16 protein-coding genes and 1 riboswitch are annotated in these 17,758 nt (G+C 40.8%); of the genes, 4 read left to right on the forward strand and 12 right to left on the reverse strand.

Annotation, left to right across the window (positions count from 1 at the left end; genetic code table 11):
- Positions 1 to 76: 76 nt before the first annotated feature.
- Entirely contained in the window at positions 77 to 412 is a 336-nt protein-coding gene (locus BN1082_RS08195) for a YfhH family protein (RefSeq protein ID WP_090633286.1), read from the reverse strand.
- A gap of 88 nt (positions 413 to 500) precedes the next feature.
- On the opposite strand from BN1082_RS08195, the gene BN1082_RS08200 reads away from it, so the two are divergent.
- Entirely contained in the window at positions 501 to 1,178 is a 678-nt protein-coding gene (locus BN1082_RS08200) for an SDR family NAD(P)-dependent oxidoreductase (RefSeq protein ID WP_090633287.1), read from the forward strand.
- A gap of 8 nt (positions 1,179 to 1,186) precedes the next feature.
- Here BN1082_RS08200 and recX read toward each other — a convergent pair whose 3' ends face one another.
- Entirely contained in the window at positions 1,187 to 1,996 is an 810-nt protein-coding gene (gene recX / locus BN1082_RS08205; RefSeq protein WP_090633288.1) for a recombination regulator RecX, read from the reverse strand.
- A 68-nt stretch (positions 1,997 to 2,064) separates the two neighbouring features.
- Here recX and BN1082_RS08210 point away from each other — a divergent pair, with 68 nt between their 5' ends.
- The 3 genes from BN1082_RS08210 (at position 2,065) to BN1082_RS08220 (ending at position 3,490) form a co-directional block, all read left to right on the forward strand.
- Entirely contained in the window at positions 2,065 to 2,973 is a 909-nt protein-coding gene (locus BN1082_RS08210) for a TIGR01777 family oxidoreductase (protein ID WP_090633290.1), read from the forward strand.
- 100 nt (positions 2,974 to 3,073) lie between these two features.
- Positions 3,074 to 3,208, forward strand: a complete 135-nt coding sequence (locus tag BN1082_RS08215; RefSeq protein ID WP_090633292.1) for a YfhE family protein — start codon at positions 3,074 to 3,076, stop codon at positions 3,206 to 3,208.
- A 96-nt stretch (positions 3,209 to 3,304) separates the two neighbouring features.
- A complete protein-coding gene (locus tag BN1082_RS08220; RefSeq protein ID WP_090633293.1) occupies positions 3,305 to 3,490 on the forward strand; it encodes a YfhD family protein in 186 nt (61 codons plus the stop codon).
- A gap of 238 nt (positions 3,491 to 3,728) precedes the next feature.
- Here BN1082_RS08220 and BN1082_RS08225 read toward each other — a convergent pair whose 3' ends face one another.
- The 10 genes from BN1082_RS08225 to argC form a co-directional block, all read right to left on the reverse strand.
- Positions 3,729 to 4,967, reverse strand: a complete 1,239-nt coding sequence (locus tag BN1082_RS08225) for a homoserine dehydrogenase (RefSeq protein ID WP_090634887.1) — start codon at positions 4,965 to 4,967, stop codon at positions 3,729 to 3,731.
- Positions 4,968 to 5,037: 70 nt separating this feature from the next.
- A riboswitch (SAM riboswitch) is annotated at positions 5,038 to 5,147 on the reverse strand.
- 88 nt (positions 5,148 to 5,235) lie between these two features.
- The gene (gene argH / locus BN1082_RS08230) at positions 5,236 to 6,612 is read right to left on the reverse strand and encodes an argininosuccinate lyase (protein WP_090633295.1); all 1,377 of its coding nucleotides are present in this window, start codon (positions 6,610 to 6,612) and stop codon (positions 5,236 to 5,238) included.
- 203 nt (positions 6,613 to 6,815) lie between these two features.
- Positions 6,816 to 8,036, reverse strand: coding sequence for an argininosuccinate synthase (locus BN1082_RS08235; protein ID WP_090633296.1), 1,221 nt, complete (start codon positions 8,034 to 8,036; stop codon positions 6,816 to 6,818).
- Positions 8,037 to 8,114: 78 nt separating this feature from the next.
- Entirely contained in the window at positions 8,115 to 9,095 is a 981-nt protein-coding gene (argF, locus tag BN1082_RS08240) for an ornithine carbamoyltransferase (RefSeq protein ID WP_090633298.1), read from the reverse strand.
- Complete coding sequence (gene carB / locus BN1082_RS08245; RefSeq protein WP_090633300.1) at positions 9,089 to 12,310, reverse strand: carbamoyl-phosphate synthase (glutamine-hydrolyzing) large subunit; 3,222 nt, start codon at positions 12,308 to 12,310, stop codon at positions 9,089 to 9,091. The genes argF and carB overlap by 7 nt, the downstream gene beginning before the upstream one ends.
- The gene (locus BN1082_RS08250; RefSeq protein WP_090633302.1) at positions 12,297 to 13,376 is read right to left on the reverse strand and encodes a carbamoyl phosphate synthase small subunit; all 1,080 of its coding nucleotides are present in this window, start codon (positions 13,374 to 13,376) and stop codon (positions 12,297 to 12,299) included. The genes carB and BN1082_RS08250 overlap by 14 nt, the downstream gene beginning before the upstream one ends.
- 18 nt (positions 13,377 to 13,394) lie before the next feature.
- A complete protein-coding gene (locus BN1082_RS08255) occupies positions 13,395 to 14,576 on the reverse strand; it encodes an acetylornithine transaminase (protein ID WP_090633303.1) in 1,182 nt (393 codons plus the stop codon).
- Positions 14,576 to 15,373, reverse strand: coding sequence for an acetylglutamate kinase (gene argB / locus BN1082_RS08260; RefSeq protein ID WP_090633305.1), 798 nt, complete (start codon positions 15,371 to 15,373; stop codon positions 14,576 to 14,578). Before argB ends, BN1082_RS08255 begins: the two co-directional genes overlap by 1 nt.
- 13 nt (positions 15,374 to 15,386) lie before the next feature.
- The gene (argJ, locus tag BN1082_RS08265) at positions 15,387 to 16,613 is read right to left on the reverse strand and encodes a bifunctional ornithine acetyltransferase/N-acetylglutamate synthase (RefSeq protein WP_245640402.1); all 1,227 of its coding nucleotides are present in this window, start codon (positions 16,611 to 16,613) and stop codon (positions 15,387 to 15,389) included.
- Positions 16,614 to 16,659: 46 nt separating this feature from the next.
- Entirely contained in the window at positions 16,660 to 17,697 is a 1,038-nt protein-coding gene (gene argC, locus BN1082_RS08270) for an N-acetyl-gamma-glutamyl-phosphate reductase (protein WP_090633308.1), read from the reverse strand.
- Positions 17,698 to 17,758: the final 61 nt, after the last annotated feature.

Below are 17,758 nucleotides of genomic sequence, written 5' to 3' on the forward strand. Positions count from 1 at the left end.
AAAAAGGGAGGGTGTCAGGCACCATGGTGCCTGACACCCTCCTTTCTTCTCTTATCGAGCTAAACAATTTTCAAAATCAAATACTTTCCTTCTTTAACCCTTTCAAAATGGAAATAGGTACCGCTTCCTCTTTGCCGTCACCTTTTAGGCGATAGCCCCAAGCAAACACCCCATTAAGGTATTCAATTTTAAAATATTGTCCAGGGTCTCCTTCAAGCTCGTATATTTCTCCCGGTATAAATGAATCAGGATTGAGTAGGTAAGCTTGAGCCATTAATACCTTTCTCTCCAAGACCGCAAACTCATTAACCATTCCTAACTGCTCCGCCTTTCTTGCTTGCTCACGGAGCTTGGCAATTTCCTGACGTAATTCATGTTCTGTCAATTGACTATACCGTTTCTCTTGCTGCATTGTAATCCACTCCCTATCGTTCGGTTTTTATCGCTTATTTTAGTATAATGATTATTGAAAAATTAATAAAGAAAAAGGAGGCCCTTTAATGAAAGCAGTGATGATCACAGGTGCTGGTTCGGGGTTAGGGAAGGAATTGGCGTTTTTATTTTCAAAGCAGGGCTATCAGCTATTGTTAATTGGCAGAACGGTGGAAAAATTAACTGCCATCAAAAAAGATATTGAAGCTCTCGGAGGCAATGCAACTATTGTTCCAATCGATATCCGCAATGGCGAACAGGTGAAAGAGAAGATAGAAGAACTTAGCCAAACATATCAACTAATTGGACTGGTAAATAACGCGGGAGTCGGACATTTTGGACCTTTTGAAGAAATCGATGAACAAGAAATTTCATCAATGTTAGATACGAATATTTTAGGCACGATTCTTATGACGAAGGCTGCTTTACCACATTTACTAAAAACCGATGAAGCTAGGATAATGAATATTATTTCAACTGCCGGCTTACGAGGAAAAGTAAATGAAGCCGTATATTGTGCAAGCAAATTTGCGGTAAGAGGCTTTACCGAAAGCCTGCAGAAAGAATATGAAAAAAGTAATATAAAAATCACCGGAATTTATATGGGCGGGATGGACACGCCTTTCTGGGCTGGCACTGACCATATTAAGAACCCTTCTGCGCTTAGGTCACCCAAAGAGGTTGCTGAAATCATTTTTGAGCAGCTTGACCAAGAGTCCATTATCATTGAGTCCAAAAAATCATGACCGATTGGTCATGATTTTTCAATTTCTTGTAAATACTTTTCAATTAAATCAAAGGAAAAACCTTTCTGATATAAAGCTTGTTTCATTTTTTGCTCAAATTCAAAACCGCTGAATTTACTATATTTACGCTGAATTTTGTCACCCTGATAGCGAATAGCTTCCATTTCTTCATCCACATTTTTGATCATGTCCGTTTCATTTATGGCCATATGGATTACTTCATAAGAATATCCTTTTCTCATTAACAGGCTTTCTAATTTTTGTTTCAAGATTCTTGTTGAGTCCCGAGAATTCTTTTGAATAAACTTGTCAGCTATTTTGGCCGCCTTTTCTACTTGAAGCTCTAGTGAATATTCCACAAGGGCAGGTTTAAGGATTCCTTCTCCTATTCCCCTTTCCTTTAATTCTATTCGAATTAATTCCGGTCCCTTATCTGTCGTATTGATTTGCGTCCTTACATATGCATGAGCATATTCCTCATCATTGATATATTTTTGGTCATTTAGTTTATGGATTACTTCCTGGATAACCGGCTCTTCAATTTCTTTTTTGCTTAAGTAATCCCTAATTTCTTTTTCAGACCGCATTCTTTTAGCTAAAAATTGAATAGCTAATTGATACGATTTCCGAATATCATCATGATAGTGGACCTCCATCAATGAAAATTCATCTAGCTCCATTCCTTTTTTTAGATGGAACTTAATGAGGACATCACTATCGACGCTAAAAGCGAATTCTTCCCCTTTACCGTAATCCATAAAAATATTAAAGCGATCCTGATTTTTTTGTTGCGTGGTGATTTTTGTTATTATAGCCATATCGTTCACCTCAACACTACTCTACCATAATCTTCATGTTAAAATAAAAAGAAAAGGGAGGTTTTGAGATGAAAATTGCAGTTGCAGGCGGAACAGGATTTGTCGGAAAAGCACTTGTGAACGAATTAGTAAAAAATCATCATGATGTAGTTATTTTAACTAGGAAAAAAATGATGAACCGTGAAAGCAACAATCAGATTCAATATGTCCAATGGTTAGCTGAAACCTCCAATCCAAGCAAATTTCTCCAGGAAACAGATATATTTATCAACCTTGCCGGTGAATCCATCAATAGCGGCAGATGGACTGCGCAAAGGAAAAAGACAATTCTAGAAAGCAGGCTTGTGGCTGTTAATGAAATGTTGAAGATCCTTAAGGGATTAAACCGGATGCCAAAAGCTTGGATTAATGCAAGTGCAATTGGGTTTTATGGAACATCTGAAGAAGATACTTTTACAGAGGAAGATAAAGGACATAGTAACGATTTCTTATCCGATACAGTCAAGCAATGGGAAAAAGAAGCAGACAAAGCCACGTTGCTCGGGATTCGGACTGTTTTTTGTAGATTTGGCATCATTCTTGATAAAAATGAAGGGGCTTTACCCAAAATTGCATTCCCATATAAAGCATTTATTGGCGGAAATATTGGACATGGGCGTCAATGGATGTCCTGGATTCATATTGAGGATGTCGTAAAAGGAATAATGTTTGTCATTAATAATGAAAATATTTCTGGACCGGTAAATTTTACTGCACCACACCCTGTTTCCATGAAGGAGTTCGGCAAAACTCTGTCACCTATATTACACCGTCCCCATTGGCTTTCAGCCCCAAGCTTTGCACTCAGTTTACTATTAGGTGAAATGAGTACATTAGTACTGGAGGGACAAAAGGTACTCCCGCAAAAATTATTAGAAAACGACTTCCAATTCAACTACCCTGATTTAAACCGCGCATTAAAAAATATATATGCCTAACAAAGTATCATTCCTTTCTCAATAGGTAAAAATGGAATTGTGCTGTCATTTACCATTAGCTTGATGACGATTAACAAAAAAGTTGAAAGGAATGAGCAACATGGCAAATAAAAAGAAAAAGGATACAGACAGAGGCAAATACACCTTAACAAGTATGCAAGAGGTTTCTTACCAGCGCGAATTTAAAATGGCGGACCGCGCCGGCGGTTTTCACGACAAAAAAACTAGGCTGTAAAGATTTTTTTTCCATTCATGGATCCCTTTCGAATGGTAAAAGGTAAGAAGGGAGCACTTGTCTCCCAAAGCGAACTTTCGAAAGGGGTTTTTGGTAATGGGCCGTTCTCGTGGACATAATAATCGTGATAAAAATAAAGCATCGCTTCCACAAGTACCAAAGAATTTGAAAACGGATGGAATTGATGAAGAATATTCTGCTGAACTCGCCGATCAGGCAGATCTTGAGGCACAGGCGAGAGCAAATGCAGCCAACCAACGGGTAAAAAATATAAAACTCTAATGATAAGAAAGAAGAAGCGGGATCTCTTGCTTCTTCTTTTTTGGATACGTTAACCTGTTTAATTTGACCGGGTCGGCGATCTCTCTTCTTTTTTGGGCACGTTAACCTGTTTAATTTGACAGGATCGGCGTTCTTTCTTCATTTTCGGGCACGTTAACCTGTTTAATTTGACCGGGTCGGCGTTCTTTCTTCATTTTCGGGCACGTTAACCTGTATAAAAAAATTATGTGCCCGAAATTTATAAAGCCGCTAATGCTTCTGCTTTATTTTTATTCTTCGTTTCGTAATCACCTAAAATCGAAAAAAAACGAATTGATTCATGTTTAGCAGCAAGCTGTTCCAATTCTTGTTTTGTCGCTTGAATAATAATCGCTTCCTCTGTAATTTGGTCAATCCACGTTATCTGTGAGTTGATCATATTTTCTTTCAATCCGTGAACGAACCACAGCTCCTTTGCATCATCTATTTTCTGTAAATCATGATCATTGTCAGCATGGTACAATTTTAAATTTGAATGTTGATTCTGAACAACATAAACCAAATCTTCAATTACAGCACTTGCAGTTGGAAACATGCCTGCTCCTGGCCCCTGTAATGAAATCCTCCCAACGATGTCCGTTTGCACGCATACTGCATTGTCTACCCCTTCGACATGGTAAAAAGGATGGGATTTCGTAACAAGAGCTGGTTTAACCGACCCAACTAAATGGCTGCCTTCCCTGTTTAGACTGGCAATATGTTTAAACCTTAAACCAAGTTTTTCAGCTGCCTCAATATGATCAATCGAGATAGAAGTAATCCCTTCCCGCTCTACTTCCTCCCAATTTGGCTCAATACCAAAGGCAATTTTGCTTAAGATCATCGTTTTGTAAAATGCATCAAAACCCTCAACATCGTTTGTCGGATCGGCTTCCGCATAGCCATTTTCCTGAGCCTGGACTAAGGCAGCCGCAAATGAATGCTTCTTTTCTCTCATTTCTGTAAGAATAAAGTTCGAGGTCCCGTTAAGGATTCCTTGGATTTGTCGGACTTGGTTGATTTTTAATAACTGCCTGATTGTTTGTATGATGGGGATGCCCCCTGCAACTGTGGCCTCAAATCCAACAGAAACATTATTTTTTTTCGCAAGTTCGAGCAGCTCTTTTCCATGGTGGGCAAACATCTCTTTATTTGCTGTAATGATATGACAGCCTTTAGAAATTGCTTTTTTTAAAAAGGTAAAGGTCGGTTCCTTACCGACAATCGCTTCGACCACGACATCAAGCTGTGGAAGGCTTAAAATTTCTTCAAAATCCGTTGTAATCAGGATATTTTCGCTAATATTTCTTTGCTTCTGCTTGTTTTTGATGAGGACAGCTGCAACCTCTACTTTCTTCCCTAGCACTGCTGTAAGCTCCTCTTCATGGGAATGAATTGTTCGATAAACTCCCTCTCCCACCGTTCCAAAACCCAAAATTGCGACCTTAATGTCAGCCATGTTTTCACCCTCCATTTTATGTTCCATAAAAAAGGAAAACCCTCTTCATAAGAAGAGGGCAGGTTTCCTCCTCTTATCTGTCAGGTTAAAAAACCTGCAGGAATTAGCACCTTTTCAAGAATAATCTTGAAGGTTGCCGGGCTTCATCGGGCCTAGTCCCTCCGCCACTCTGGATAAGAGATTTATTTATGTTTGTATTATTTTCCACAATATAAAATGAATTGTAGCTGACACATTATAAAATGTCAATATTTTTTGAAAATTTATATTATCGTTGCAATTTCGCTTCTGCAAGCTTAATTTGCTCAATAACCTGCTCTGGCGATGTTCCGCCAAAGCTATTTCGAACCGCTACAACATGCTCTGGGGATAGAACCTCATAAATATCTTCAGTAAATAATGGGCTGAAGTCTTTATATTCCTCTAAGCTCAAATCTAATAAAAATTTTCCCATCTGAATTGCATGCAAGACTATTTTTCCAATAATTTCATGGGCTTCACGGAACGGGAGCCCCTTTCGAACCAAGTAGTCTGCAATATCGGTGGCATTGGAAAAGTCGTTGTTGATGGCTTTTCTCATAACATCTTTCTTCACTGTCATTGTCTCAGTCATTGGTGCTAGTAGTTTCAGCGAACCTTCAAGCGTTTCGACCGTATCAAACATTCCTTCTTTATCTTCCTGTAAGTCCTTGTTGTAGGCGAGCGGCAGCCCCTTTAGTACTGTTAACAATCCGATTAAATTACCATAGACACGTCCCGTTTTACCGCGAAGAAGTTCCGGAACATCAGGATTTTTCTTTTGCGGCATAATGCTCGATCCGGTACAGAACGAATCATCGAGCTCTACAAATTGAAACTCTTGACTTGACCAAAGCACGAGCTCTTCGGAAAATCTGGAGATATGGGTCATGATAATCGATGCAGCTGCCAAAAACTCGAGGATAAAATCCCTGTCACTAACGGCATCCATACTGTTAGGATAAATCGTCTCAAAGCCTAATAAATCCGCTACCCGCTCACGATTGATAGGAAAGGTCGTTCCGGCTAAAGCGCCTGCCCCAAGTGGAAGCCAGTTCACCCGCTTCAAGCTATCAGTCAATCTTTCTTTATCCCGTTCAAACATCCAGAAGTAAGCCATTAAATGATGAGCGAATGATACTGGCTGGGCACGCTGCAAGTGCGTGTAGCCAGGAATCAGCGTCTCTACATTCTTCTTCGCCTGCTCTACTAATGCCTGCTGGACATTCTCAATCAATACAATAAGCTCTGTAGTTTTCGTCCGTAAATAAAGATGCATATCGGTCGCTACTTGGTCATTACGGCTCCGGCCTGTATGGAGCTTGCCGCCGACAGGACCGATTTTTTCAATTAAAAGCTTTTCAATATTCATGTGGATGTCTTCATCCTCGACAGCAAACACGACTTCGTTCGCATCGACCATCTTTTTTATTTCAAGCAGGCCATTCTTAATTTTATCAGCATCCTCAATTGGAATGATCCCGCATTCGCCTAACATTTTAACATGGGACAGGCTTCCGGTAATATCCTCTTTCGCCAGCTTTTGATCAAAGGAAATCGAAGCCGTAAACTCTTCCACCAGCTTGTTCGTTTCCTTTGTAAACCGTCCGCCCCAAAGCTTTGACATGATTGAACTCCTCCTTTAACCTAAGAAGATTGCCCTCGAATAATTTCGAGGGCACACCAATTTATTTTTGGCCTTTTCTAAAAGTTTGTTGCTTTTTTCAATCGGAAACGGCTTTTCGCAACTTAAAGTAGCTTATCCGCAACTTTCTCCACTTTAAACGCAACTAAAGTGTGCTTATCCGCAACTTTCCCAACCGAACTTATCTATTTATCATTAACTTCTAATAATTCCTTTTTATTTACCTCTGAATATACCTTTGTAGGCAATCCCCAAATTTTAATAAAACCTACAGCGGCATTGTGGTCAAAGGCATCACCTTTTGAATACGTCGCTAGCTCTTCACTGTAGAGGCTATGCACCGATTTACGACCGACAACCGTATGTGAACCTTTGTGGAGCTTGACACGAATGGTGCCTGACACCACTTTCTGCGTCTCATCAATGAAGGCATCAAGCGCCGCTTTCAATGGTGAATACCAAAGTCCTTCGTATATAATTTTTGCCATTTGCTGCTCTACCTGTGTTTTGAACTGGGTTACCTCACGAGGCAATGTCAAAAATTCCAATTCCTTATGGGCATTGATTAAAATTAACGCCGCTGGATTTTCATACACTTCACGTGATTTAATTCCAACTAATCGGTTTTCGATATGGTCGATTCGGCCGACACCATGCTTGCCGCCAAGTTGATTAAGAGTTTCAATCAACTGCACCAATGGCAGCTTCTCACCATTAAGGGCCACAGGTACACCTTGTTCAAATTCAATTTCAATATACTCCGCAGCATCCGGTGTTGATTCAATTGGGTTCGTCCAGTCAAATGCCGCTTCAGGTGCTTCTGCCCAAGGGTTCTCGAGAACCCCTGCCTCACAGGCACGACCCCAAATATTCGCATCAATAGAAAATGGATTGTCTAAATCAACCGGAATCGGAATTCCATTTTTCTCGGCATACTCGATTTCTTCATCACGAGTCATTCCCCATTCACGGACAGGTGCCACCACTTTCAGATTTGGATTTAATGCTTGGATCGAAACTTCAAAGCGAACTTGGTCGTTTCCTTTTCCCGTGCATCCATGAGCAACAGCAGCAGCTCCTTCTTTTTCCGCAATCTCAACTAATAGTTTTGATATTAAAGGTCGAGAAAGTGCTGAGGATAATGGGTATTTTCCTTCATATAAGCAATTGGCCTTCAAAGCTGGTAAAATATAATCTTTGGCTAGCATTTCTTTTGCATCTACTATATATGCTTTTATCGCCCCAACGTTAAGGGCCTTATTTTTAATAGCCTCTAAATCCTTGCCTTCACCAACATCAAGTCCCATGGCAATGACATCATAGCCGTATTTTTCTTGAATCCATTTCACTGATACGGATGTATCTAAACCGCCTGAATAAGCTAAAACAATTTTTTCTTTTGCCACGTGTATTCTCCTCACATTCCGATGTATTTAAATTCATTCAATAGAATTATTATACATCCTTTCGTAAAAAAATAGCTACTATTTTATTAGTAATTCTTTTAAAATAGCTTTTTGGGCATGGAGACGGTTCTCAGCCTCATCAAAAACAACAGAATGAGGTCCGTCAATAATCTCCGCAGTTACTTCTTCGCCGCGATGGGCTGGAAGACAATGCAAAAAGATAAAGTCGCTTTTTGCATGTTTACAAAGTTCCTTGTTCACCTGGAAGGATTGAAGGGCCTTTATTCTCGCTTCTGTTTCCTCTTCCTGTCCCATACTGGTCCAGACATCTGTCACAACGACATCAGCATCGAGAATCCCTTCTTTTGGATCATTTGTTATCATAATTGTACTTCCCGTTTGGGCTCCGATCTTGATGGCTTTTTCAGTTATTTTTCCATCCGGCATATATCCGGAAGGACTAGCAATGCTGATATGCATTCCTACTTTGGCAGCCCCTTCCATTAATGAATGAGCCATATTATTATTTCCGTCGCCGAGATAGCACAGCTTTAATCCTGCCAATTTCCCTTTATGTTCAAGTATGGTTAGCAGGTCTGCCATCACTTGGCAAGGATGTTGCAAATCGGTTAAACCATTAATGACAGGAACGGTTGCATGGTGGGCAAATTCCTCAATGCCGTTATGCGAAAAAGTCCGGATCATCAAGCAATCGACATAGCGTGACAACACCTTTGCCGTATCAGAAATCGTTTCTCCGCGGCCAAGCTGGATGTCTTTCGAGCTCAAGAAGATTGCTTGACCACCGAGCTGCATCATCCCCACTTCAAAGGATACTCTTGTCCGGGTTGAGGATTTTTCAAAAATCATCCCTAGTATTTTACCACTTAAATAGTGGTGAGGTTTCCCATGCTTTTGCAATGCTTTCAGTTCTTTAGCAACATCTAACAGATAAAGAATTTCATCTGTAGTAAAATCGGAAAGCTGTAAAAAGTCCCTTCCGGTTAAGCTCCCTTGGAAAGAATCATCGGGTTGACTCCATTTAATAGCTTCTAACATTTCCTTACACCTCCAAGTAATTTATAAAATTCACTTACCGTTCGTACATTTGAATGAGAAGAAGATGGACTTTTCCTGATGAAAACCGCCTCTGCCGTGTCTAGGTGAGTAAACACTGGCACTTTGTAACGGACGGCTTGTTCTCGTAGAGTAAAACCGAACCTTTGTTTATTACGACCTTGATTAGGAATATTGATGACTGCCTTCACTTTCTCATTTCGAAATAGATGGTTTACGTCATGAGAATCCTTCACGACTTTTTCCACATGTATTCCATTATTTTGCAGAAATAACGCCGTTCCTTCTGTAGCCGCAAGCTTACAGGATGCTTGCATTAAATGCTGAATAACGGAAAGACTCTTCAGCTTCTCTCGATCCGAAATGGATAGAAAAATAAAGCTGTCACGATCAATTGAAAGAGAAGGAAGCGCCTTATCAAGTGCCTCTTGGAACGTGACCCCCATTCCTAATACTTCACCAGTTGATTTCATCTCAGGACCAAGCACATGGTCGACACCTTTCAATTTGCTTGAAGAAAACACCGGTGTCTTTACTGAAAAATAATGAGGTTCGTCTAATAACCCGAGTTTTGGTGATAAATCCGTTAAATCAACACCTAATTGAACTTTGGTGGCCCACTCAATCATCGGAATCCCTGTCACTTTACTCATAATGGGCACCGTTCGGGATGAGCGTGGATTCACCTCAAGGACATAGACCTGGTTTTCATAAATAACAAATTGAATATTCATGATGCCGATTATCGGCGTTGCTGTTGCGATTTTATTTGCATAATCCATTAGTGTTTCTTTCTGGTCATCTGACAAGGTAATCGGTGGAAAAACTGAAATACTGTCACCGGAGTGTACACCTGCTTTTTCGATATGCTCAAAAATGCCAGGAACGACAATATTGTTTCCATCGCTTATGATGTCAATTTCACATTCCAGCCCGGGTAAGAAACGATCCACTAATAACGGCCACATCGTGTCGTGTGAATTTTCTTCAAGCTGGTTTATATAAAATTTTAGTTCTTCTTCAGAAAAAATCGTAAACATCGCCTGGCCGCCAATAACGTAGGATGGCCTTACTAGAACGGGATAGCCGAGCTTTCCTGCAGCTTCAAGCAGTTCATCAGTATGGCTGACGGTCTTGCCAGCTATATGAGGGATCTTTAGATCTTCAAGAAGCTGATAAAATTCTTTCCGATCCTCTAAGCGGTCTACATTTTCAACTGTAGTTCCTAAAATAGAAACTCCCTCTTCCTGCAATGCATGAGCTAGATTAATCGCCGTTTGGCCGCCAAATTGAATCAGTACGCCTTCGACTTTCTCTTTTTCAATAACCCGGAGAACATCCTCCGCAGCTAGAGGTTCAAAATACAGACGATCGGCCACGGAATAATCGGTGCTAACCGTTTCCGGATTATTATTTATGACTACTGCTTCATACCCCATTTTCTTAATGGCTTTCGCCGCATGTACAGAACAGTAATCAAACTCGATACCCTGACCAATGCGGATTGGTCCGGAACCTATCACAAGAATCTTTTTCTTATTAGTAACCTCAACTTCATCAAAGCCGTTCCAAGTAGAATAGTAGTATGGCGTGATCGCATCGAATTCAGCAGAACATGTATCGACCATTTTATAGCCTGGTTTCCAATTCAGCTCTTTCCATTTTTGACGAATATTCATCTCTGGAATGTTATACATTTTCGAGATCAATTTGTCGGAAATATTATTTCTCTTCGCTTGTTTTAACAATGGACCGGGCACGGTAGCCCAAGTATAGGTTGACAATTCTGTTTCAAGCTGAACAATGGCCGCTATTTTGTATAAAAACCATTGATCAATCTGTGTCAACTGCCGTATTTTTTCAAGCGATATTCCCCTTCTGATCGCTTCCGCTATTACAAACAACCGTTGATCGTTCGCCTGCTCAAGTTTCTCACATAAGCGATTTGTATCCAGCGATTTCATTTTTTCCATACATAATCCGTAAGTTGATGTTTCCATTGAACGAATAGCTTTATTTAGGGCCCCTTCAAAGGTTCGGTCAATCGCCATGACCTCGCCAGTCGCTTTCATCTGCGTTCCAAGCGTTCGGTCTGCCTCGGGAAATTTGTCAAATGGGAAGCGGGGCAGCTTGACAACAATATAATCAATCGCCGGTTCAAAGGAAGCAAAGGTATAACCTGTTATTGGGTTCATAATCTCATCGAGATGATAACCAATCGCACATTTCGCTGCCATCCTAGCAATCGGATATCCCGTTGCTTTCGAAGCAAGTGCTGACGACCGGCTTACCCTTGGATTTACCTCGATGATGTAATACTGATTGGATTCCGGGTGAAGTGCAAATTGGATATTACAACCGCCAATAATCTCTAACTCTCTAATTACTTTTATGGAAACGTCACGGAGCATTTGATATTGAACATCTGTTAAAGTTTGCGACGGGGCGACGACAATCGAATCACCTGTATGGACACCGACCGGGTCCATATTTTCCATGTTACAAACGATAATGCACGTATCATTTGCATCCCTCATGACCTCATATTCAATTTCCTTCCAGCCTTTGATGCTTCTTTCGACAAGCACTTGATGAATCGGGCTGGCTGCTAATCCCTTTTTCAGAACGGTTTCAAGTTCTTCTAACGTTTGGGCGAAACCGCCGCCATCTCCCCCTAATGTATAAGCGGGACGAATGATGACCGGAAAGCCAATTCCATTGACAAATTGTACGCCTTCTTCAAAGCTGTGAATAATCGCTGAATTAGGAATGGGCTCGCCGATCTCAAGCATTAAATTGCGGAATCGTTCGCGGTCCTCGCCTTTTTTAATCGATTCCACCGATGTTCCTAACAAAACTACACCGTACTTTTGCAAAACTTTGTGTTCATATAGCTCAACGGTTAAGTTTAAGCCTGTTTGTCCTCCAAGAGTTCCAATTATTCCATCCGGTCTTTCTTTTGCGATGATATTTTCGATTGTTTCGACCGTAAGCGGTTCAATATACACCCTATCTGCAACGGATTCATCCGTCATGATCGTTGCAGGGTTATTATTGATTAAGACGACTTCAATTCCCTCTTCTTTCAGGGCGATACAAGCCTGAGTTCCAGCATAATCAAACTCAGCTGCCTGACCGATCACAATCGGTCCTGATCCAATCACAAGTACTTTTTTCAGTTTTTTATTTAGCGGCATATAGTGACTCTCCCAATGAAGTGATCTCGTTCACAAACTCTTTTAAAATATGAGCGGTATCGCTTGGTCCCGGGTGGGCCTCCGGATGAAATTGAACCGTCTGGATAGGATAGACTTTATGCTTCAAGCCTTCGATGGATTGATCATTTACATTTCGGTAAGTGACATCAAATGTAGTGCAGTCAATGCTTTCATCTACTACAACATATCCATGGTTCTGAGCTGTGATTTTTACTTTACCTGTTAATAATTCCTTGACTGGATGATTGCCGCCGCGGTGGCCGAACTTTAGTTTTTCTGTTTTTGCCCCGTAAGCCAAGGCGATTAATTGGTGCCCAAGGCAAATCCCGAGTGTTGGATAGTTCTGGCTGATTTTTTTAATTTCAGGAAACCATCTTGAAAGATCCATTGGATCGCCTGGTCCGTTGCTAAATAGAACACCATCCGGATTTAATGCCTTTATTTTTTCATATGGAGTATGATAGGGCACAATTGTTACCGCACAATTTTCCGCTAAAAGAGCGGTTAGAATCGACTTTTTAAAACCATAATCGATTAACACGATATGAGGTCCGTTATTTTTGTAAAATTGCGTCTTTTTCGTTGACACTTGGTCCACCCATAAAGGTTTTTTTCCCTGAGTGGTGACTTTTTTAACGTCAGGATTGGCACTGATGACCCCATTGACTGTACCATGGCTGCGGATTGTCTTAACTAAAAGACGTGTATCAACCCCGGCAAGTCCAGGCACACCTGCACTTTTTAGTTTTTCAGAAAACTTATAAATAGATTGATAATGGCTCGGGATTTCACATAAATCCCCAATAATGACACCAGATAATGAAGGAGTTATACTTTCATCATCCATGGCATTAATTCCATAATTTCCGATAATCGGATAGCAAAACGTGATGATTTGACCAGCATAGGAGGGGTCCGTGATAATTTCTTGGTACCCCGTCATGCTAGTATTAAAAACAACTTCCCCGATAGAATCATTTTCTGCACCTATCAGTACCCCTTCAAACACTTCTCCGGTTTCCAAAGTAAGGTATCCAGTCCCCAAAAAAACTCACTCCATTCTTCATTTACTTTGGAAGGTTTTCTCCAATTTCTCTTTAAATTCGTTTATTTCTTCCTTCGTAGCTGTTAATGGCGGTAAAATTCTTAAGACATTAGGTCCTGCAGTTAATATTAGCAGCTTGTTGCCAATGGCCTTTTTGACAATTTCAGGGGCATCTCCTTCGACGACTAATCCTTTAAGGAGCCCTTTCCCGCGAACTTCTTTTATTAATGGAAACTTTTCCTTTAATTCTTGTAACTGTAAATCGAGGTACTCTGTGATTTCTTTAACGTGAGATAATAGGTTACTTTCCACAATATGGCTGATTGTTGCGACTCCTGCGGCAGAGGCGAGTGGATTTCCGCCAAACGTACTACCGTGGCTGCCCGGATCGAAACCCTTGGCTGCTTTTTCTTTGGCAATGATCGCTCCAATCGGAAAGCCCGAACCAAGTCCTTTTGCGACACTGATAACATCTGGTTCGATTCCGTAGTGCTCGTAAGCAAACAATGTACCGGTCCTGCCAATTCCTGTCTGGACTTCGTCAACCATTAGGAGAATATCGTTCTCCTGACAGATTTGCGCCATTTTTGATACCCAATCCGGATCTGCTGGAATGACTCCGCCTTCACCTTGAACAAGTTCGAGGAGAACGGCAGCCGGCTTGCGGATAGCAAGCTCATTGAGTGCATCAAAGTCATTAAACGGCAAATAGCTAAAACCGGGAACAAGCGGAGCAAATCCCTGCTGGATTTTTTCCTGGCCTGTTGCTGATAATGTGGCTAATGTTCTGCCGTGGAAGGATTGCTTAAAGGTAATTACCTCATAGGATCCTTCGCCTTTTACTTTGCTTGTGTATCTTCTTGCGAGTTTAATTGCTGCCTCATTTGCTTCCGCCCCGCTGTTGCAAAAGAAAACCTGATCACCGCAGCTGTTGGCTGTCAGCAATGCTGCAAGCTTTTCTTGGTTTGGAATATGGTAGAGATTTGAACAATGCCAAATATTTTGCAATTGCTCTTCAAGTTTTTCTTTTACCACATTTGGAACATGACCTAAGTTACATGTGGCAATTCCAGAAGTGAAATCTAAAAATTGATTGCCCTGGTCATCCCATACATAGCTTCCTTTCCCTTTGACAAGTGCTACAGGGAAACGACTGTAGGTAGACATGACAGATGAGATTTGTGAAGTATTTGTTACCATTACGCCGACACCTCTTCTAAAACAATTTTCGTACCAATTATTTTTCCGTTTGAATAATCTATTAAGCTATTTTTTTCGAAGCCATTGATGATGCCCACTTCGGGGATATGATGAACAAGTCCATCAATTGCTGCCGTTACTTTTGGAATCATTCCCCCATATATGGTTTGATTCGCGATTAATTCTTCCACCTCTGCCTTTGAAACTTTATCAAGCTTTGTTTTCTGACCATTTTTTTCAGCTAAAATCCCCGGTATATCACTAATAAAACATAGGTTTGCTTCTAAAGATTTAGCAATCGCACTCGCTGCGACATCACCGTTTATATTGTATCTTTGACCATGCTCATCAATGCCGATTGGCGAGATGACAGGTATATAGCCTTGATTAACAATTCCTTCGATTACTTTACGATTGACAGCTGTCACTTCTCCAACAAACCCTAAAACATCTGAAGCATTGGTTGGTCTTGCTTTTAAGAGGCTGCCATCCACACCACTGATGCCATATGCGCTGCCACCAGCCTCAATTAAGTTTCGGACTACTAGCTTATTAACAGAGCCGCTTAATACCATTTCCACGACATCGAGTACCTGATTGTCTGTTACCCTTAGACCATTTACAAACTTCGTTTCGATATTTAAGTTTTTTAATAGTGATGTAATTAATGGACCGCCGCCATGAACAATTATAGGTGTCCATACTCCGGTTTGATGAAGCGAAATGATGTCCTCATAAAAGGATCTTGGCAAATTATCTAACACACTTCCGCCGCACTTAATTACAATGTATTTCATCTAGTAGGCCTCCTCACGTGCGGTAGGATGCGTTGATTTTTATATAATCATAGGTTAAATCGCATCCATATGCGGTTACGGTGGACTCGCCTTGATGAAGGTCAACAATAATTTTGATCGTGTCGAGCTCTAAATACTCTTTTACTTCTGCTTCATCAAACGGAATAGGTAAACCATTTGCAAACACAGGGTAAGGTCCAATCGCTACTTCTAATGCGTAAGGCTCAACAGCTACACCACTGTAGCCAATCGCTGTCACAATTCTCCCCCAGTTGGCATCTGTTCCGAAAATTGCTGTTTTGACGAGATTAGAAGAAATTATCGACTTACCAACTGCCCTTGCCGCCTCTAGGTTATCGGCGCCATTCACTTGTACTTCAATGAGCTTTGTTGCCCCTTCGCCGTCTCTAGCGATTTTTTTTGCTAGGGATTCACAGACAATCTTTAGTCCATCCACGAACAAATTCCAATCTGGGTGATCCTTTGTAAGCATCTCGTTTTCTGCTAACCCGTTTGCCATAACGAGCACCATGTCGTTAGTGCTTGTATCACCGTCAACCGTAATCATATTAAAGGTTTTGTTGGTTACATCCTTCAGTGCAAAAAGAAGGTCTTCATGGGCAATATTCGCATCTGTTGTAACAAAGCCTAGCATTGTCGCCATATTAGGATGAATCATTCCAGAACCCTTTGCTGCACCACCGATACTGACTGTTTTTCCATCTATTTTTATTTGAACAGCCATTTGTTTGGTACATAGGTCGGTTGTTAAAATGGCTTGCTTGAAATTGGCTTCGATTTCATATTCTGGTTGAAGGATTTGTTTAATCCCGGTGTTGATTTTTTCCATTGGTAAAAGCTCACCGATCACACCTGTTGAGGTGACAGCAACGAGGTGATCCTTAATCCCAAGCTCTGCTGCAAAGCTTTTTTGCATTTCAAAAGCGTCTAATAACCCTTGTTCTCCGGTACAAGCATTGGCATTTCCGGAATTTACAAGGATCGCTTGAATTTTATTCTCTTTCGCGATGCTCTCTTGTGTTACTATTAGTGGCGCTGCTTGAAAAATATTAGTTGTATACACACCAGCAGCGGTTGCTGGAACTTCGGAAACAATAAAGCCCAAGTCTAGCTTTTTCTTTTTCACACCACAGTGGATGCCGCCAGCTTTGTATCCTTTTGGTATCGTGACACTTCCCTCTTCAAGAACAACTATTTTATTACTGAAAGTTGCTTGTATCAATTAAATTTCCCCCTTATAAATCCCGTTCGTTCGTAAAATTTTTTTACGGATATAGTGGTATATCTTGAAGCCCCGTCCATTCGTCCCAGCCATTCATTAAATTAACATTTTGGATCGCCTGGCCCGCAGCCCCTTTGACTAAATTGTCGATAACAGAAATAATCGTTAGACGATTCGTTCTTGTGTCTACATGCAAACCAATATCACAAAAATTGCTTCCTAGTACCTCTTTAGTTGCTGGTACTTTTCCTTCCGGTCTGACTCTGACAAACGATTTATTTTTATAAAATTCGCTGTATATTTCCTGCACTTCTTTTGTAGTCACATTTTCTACTAATTTGACATACGTCGTGCACATAATTCCCCTCGTCATCGGGACTAAGTGAGTAGTGAAAGTAATAGTAATTGGTCTATCACTCTCATCTGATAGGACTTGCTCGATTTCAGGGATATGCTGGTGTTGTCCAAGCTTATAAGCTCTTATGTTTTCATTTATTTCTGCATAGTGAGATGATAAAGATAATCCTCTTCCCGCACCGGAAACCCCTGACTTTGCATCAATAATAATAGACTCGTAATCTGCCAAACTCGTTTTAAGAATTGGCAACAGTCCAAGGGATGCTGCTGTCGGGTAGCAGCCTGGATTGGCGATCAACTTCGCTGATTTTATTTTTTCAGGGTAGATTTCGCTTAGTCCATATGTGGCCTGCTTTAGATATTGATCATCCGCAGGTGAATGCTTATACCAAGATTCATATTCAGTAGCTGACCTTAGCCGAAAATCCCCGGAAAGGTCGATACACTTGATGCCAACTTCCATTAGCTGAGGGATAAGATTGCTGCTTACCCCCGATGGAGTTGCTAAAAATACAACATCATTTTTTTCAGATAAACTTTTCGCATCGAATTTTTCCAAAGGTTGTTCGATGATTTCCGAAAGGTGTGGATAAGATTCACTAATAGAGTTCCCAGCCTGGGAGTTGGATACAACCGAACCAATTTCTAAATAGGGATGTTTATGGAGTATCCTTATCAGCTCAATTGCACCGTATCCTGTACCACCAATGATTGCAGCTTTCATTTCCTTTATCCCCCATGTTTATTACTATTGAATCATTATACATTGGAGTTAATATTTATTC

The organism is Neobacillus massiliamazoniensis, assembly GCF_001048695.1.
GTDB lineage: Bacteria > Bacillota > Bacilli > Bacillales > Cytobacillaceae > Neobacillus > Neobacillus massiliamazoniensis.

Bases quoted from the DNA above. Each gene is read 5' to 3' on its own strand.
- BN1082_RS08195 (WP_090633286.1), bottom strand. From the start codon at position 412: ATGCAGCAAGAGAAACGGTATAGTCAATTGACAGAACATGAATTACGT.
- BN1082_RS08200 (WP_090633287.1), top strand. From the start codon at position 501: ATGAAAGCAGTGATGATCACAGGTGCTGGTTCGGGGTTAGGGAAGGAA.
- recX (WP_090633288.1), bottom strand. From the start codon at position 1,996: ATGGCTATAATAACAAAAATCACCACGCAACAAAAAAATCAGGATCGC.
- BN1082_RS08210 (WP_090633290.1), top strand. From the start codon at position 2,065: ATGAAAATTGCAGTTGCAGGCGGAACAGGATTTGTCGGAAAAGCACTT.
- BN1082_RS08215 (WP_090633292.1), top strand. From the start codon at position 3,074: ATGGCAAATAAAAAGAAAAAGGATACAGACAGAGGCAAATACACCTTA.
- BN1082_RS08220 (WP_090633293.1), top strand. From the start codon at position 3,305: ATGGGCCGTTCTCGTGGACATAATAATCGTGATAAAAATAAAGCATCG.
- BN1082_RS08225 (WP_090634887.1), bottom strand. From the start codon at position 4,967: ATGGCTGACATTAAGGTCGCAATTTTGGGTTTTGGAACGGTGGGAGAG.
- argH (WP_090633295.1), bottom strand. From the start codon at position 6,612: ATGTCAAAGCTTTGGGGCGGACGGTTTACAAAGGAAACGAACAAGCTG.
- argF (WP_090633298.1), bottom strand. From the start codon at position 9,095: ATGTTAGAAGCTATTAAATGGAGTCAACCCGATGATTCTTTCCAAGGG.
- carB (WP_090633300.1), bottom strand. From the start codon at position 12,310: ATGCCGCTAAATAAAAAACTGAAAAAAGTACTTGTGATTGGATCAGGA.
- BN1082_RS08255 (WP_090633303.1), bottom strand. From the start codon at position 14,576: ATGGTAACAAATACTTCACAAATCTCATCTGTCATGTCTACCTACAGT.
- argB (WP_090633305.1), bottom strand. From the start codon at position 15,373: ATGAAATACATTGTAATTAAGTGCGGCGGAAGTGTGTTAGATAATTTG.
- argC (WP_090633308.1), bottom strand. From the start codon at position 17,697: ATGAAAGCTGCAATCATTGGTGGTACAGGATACGGTGCAATTGAGCTG.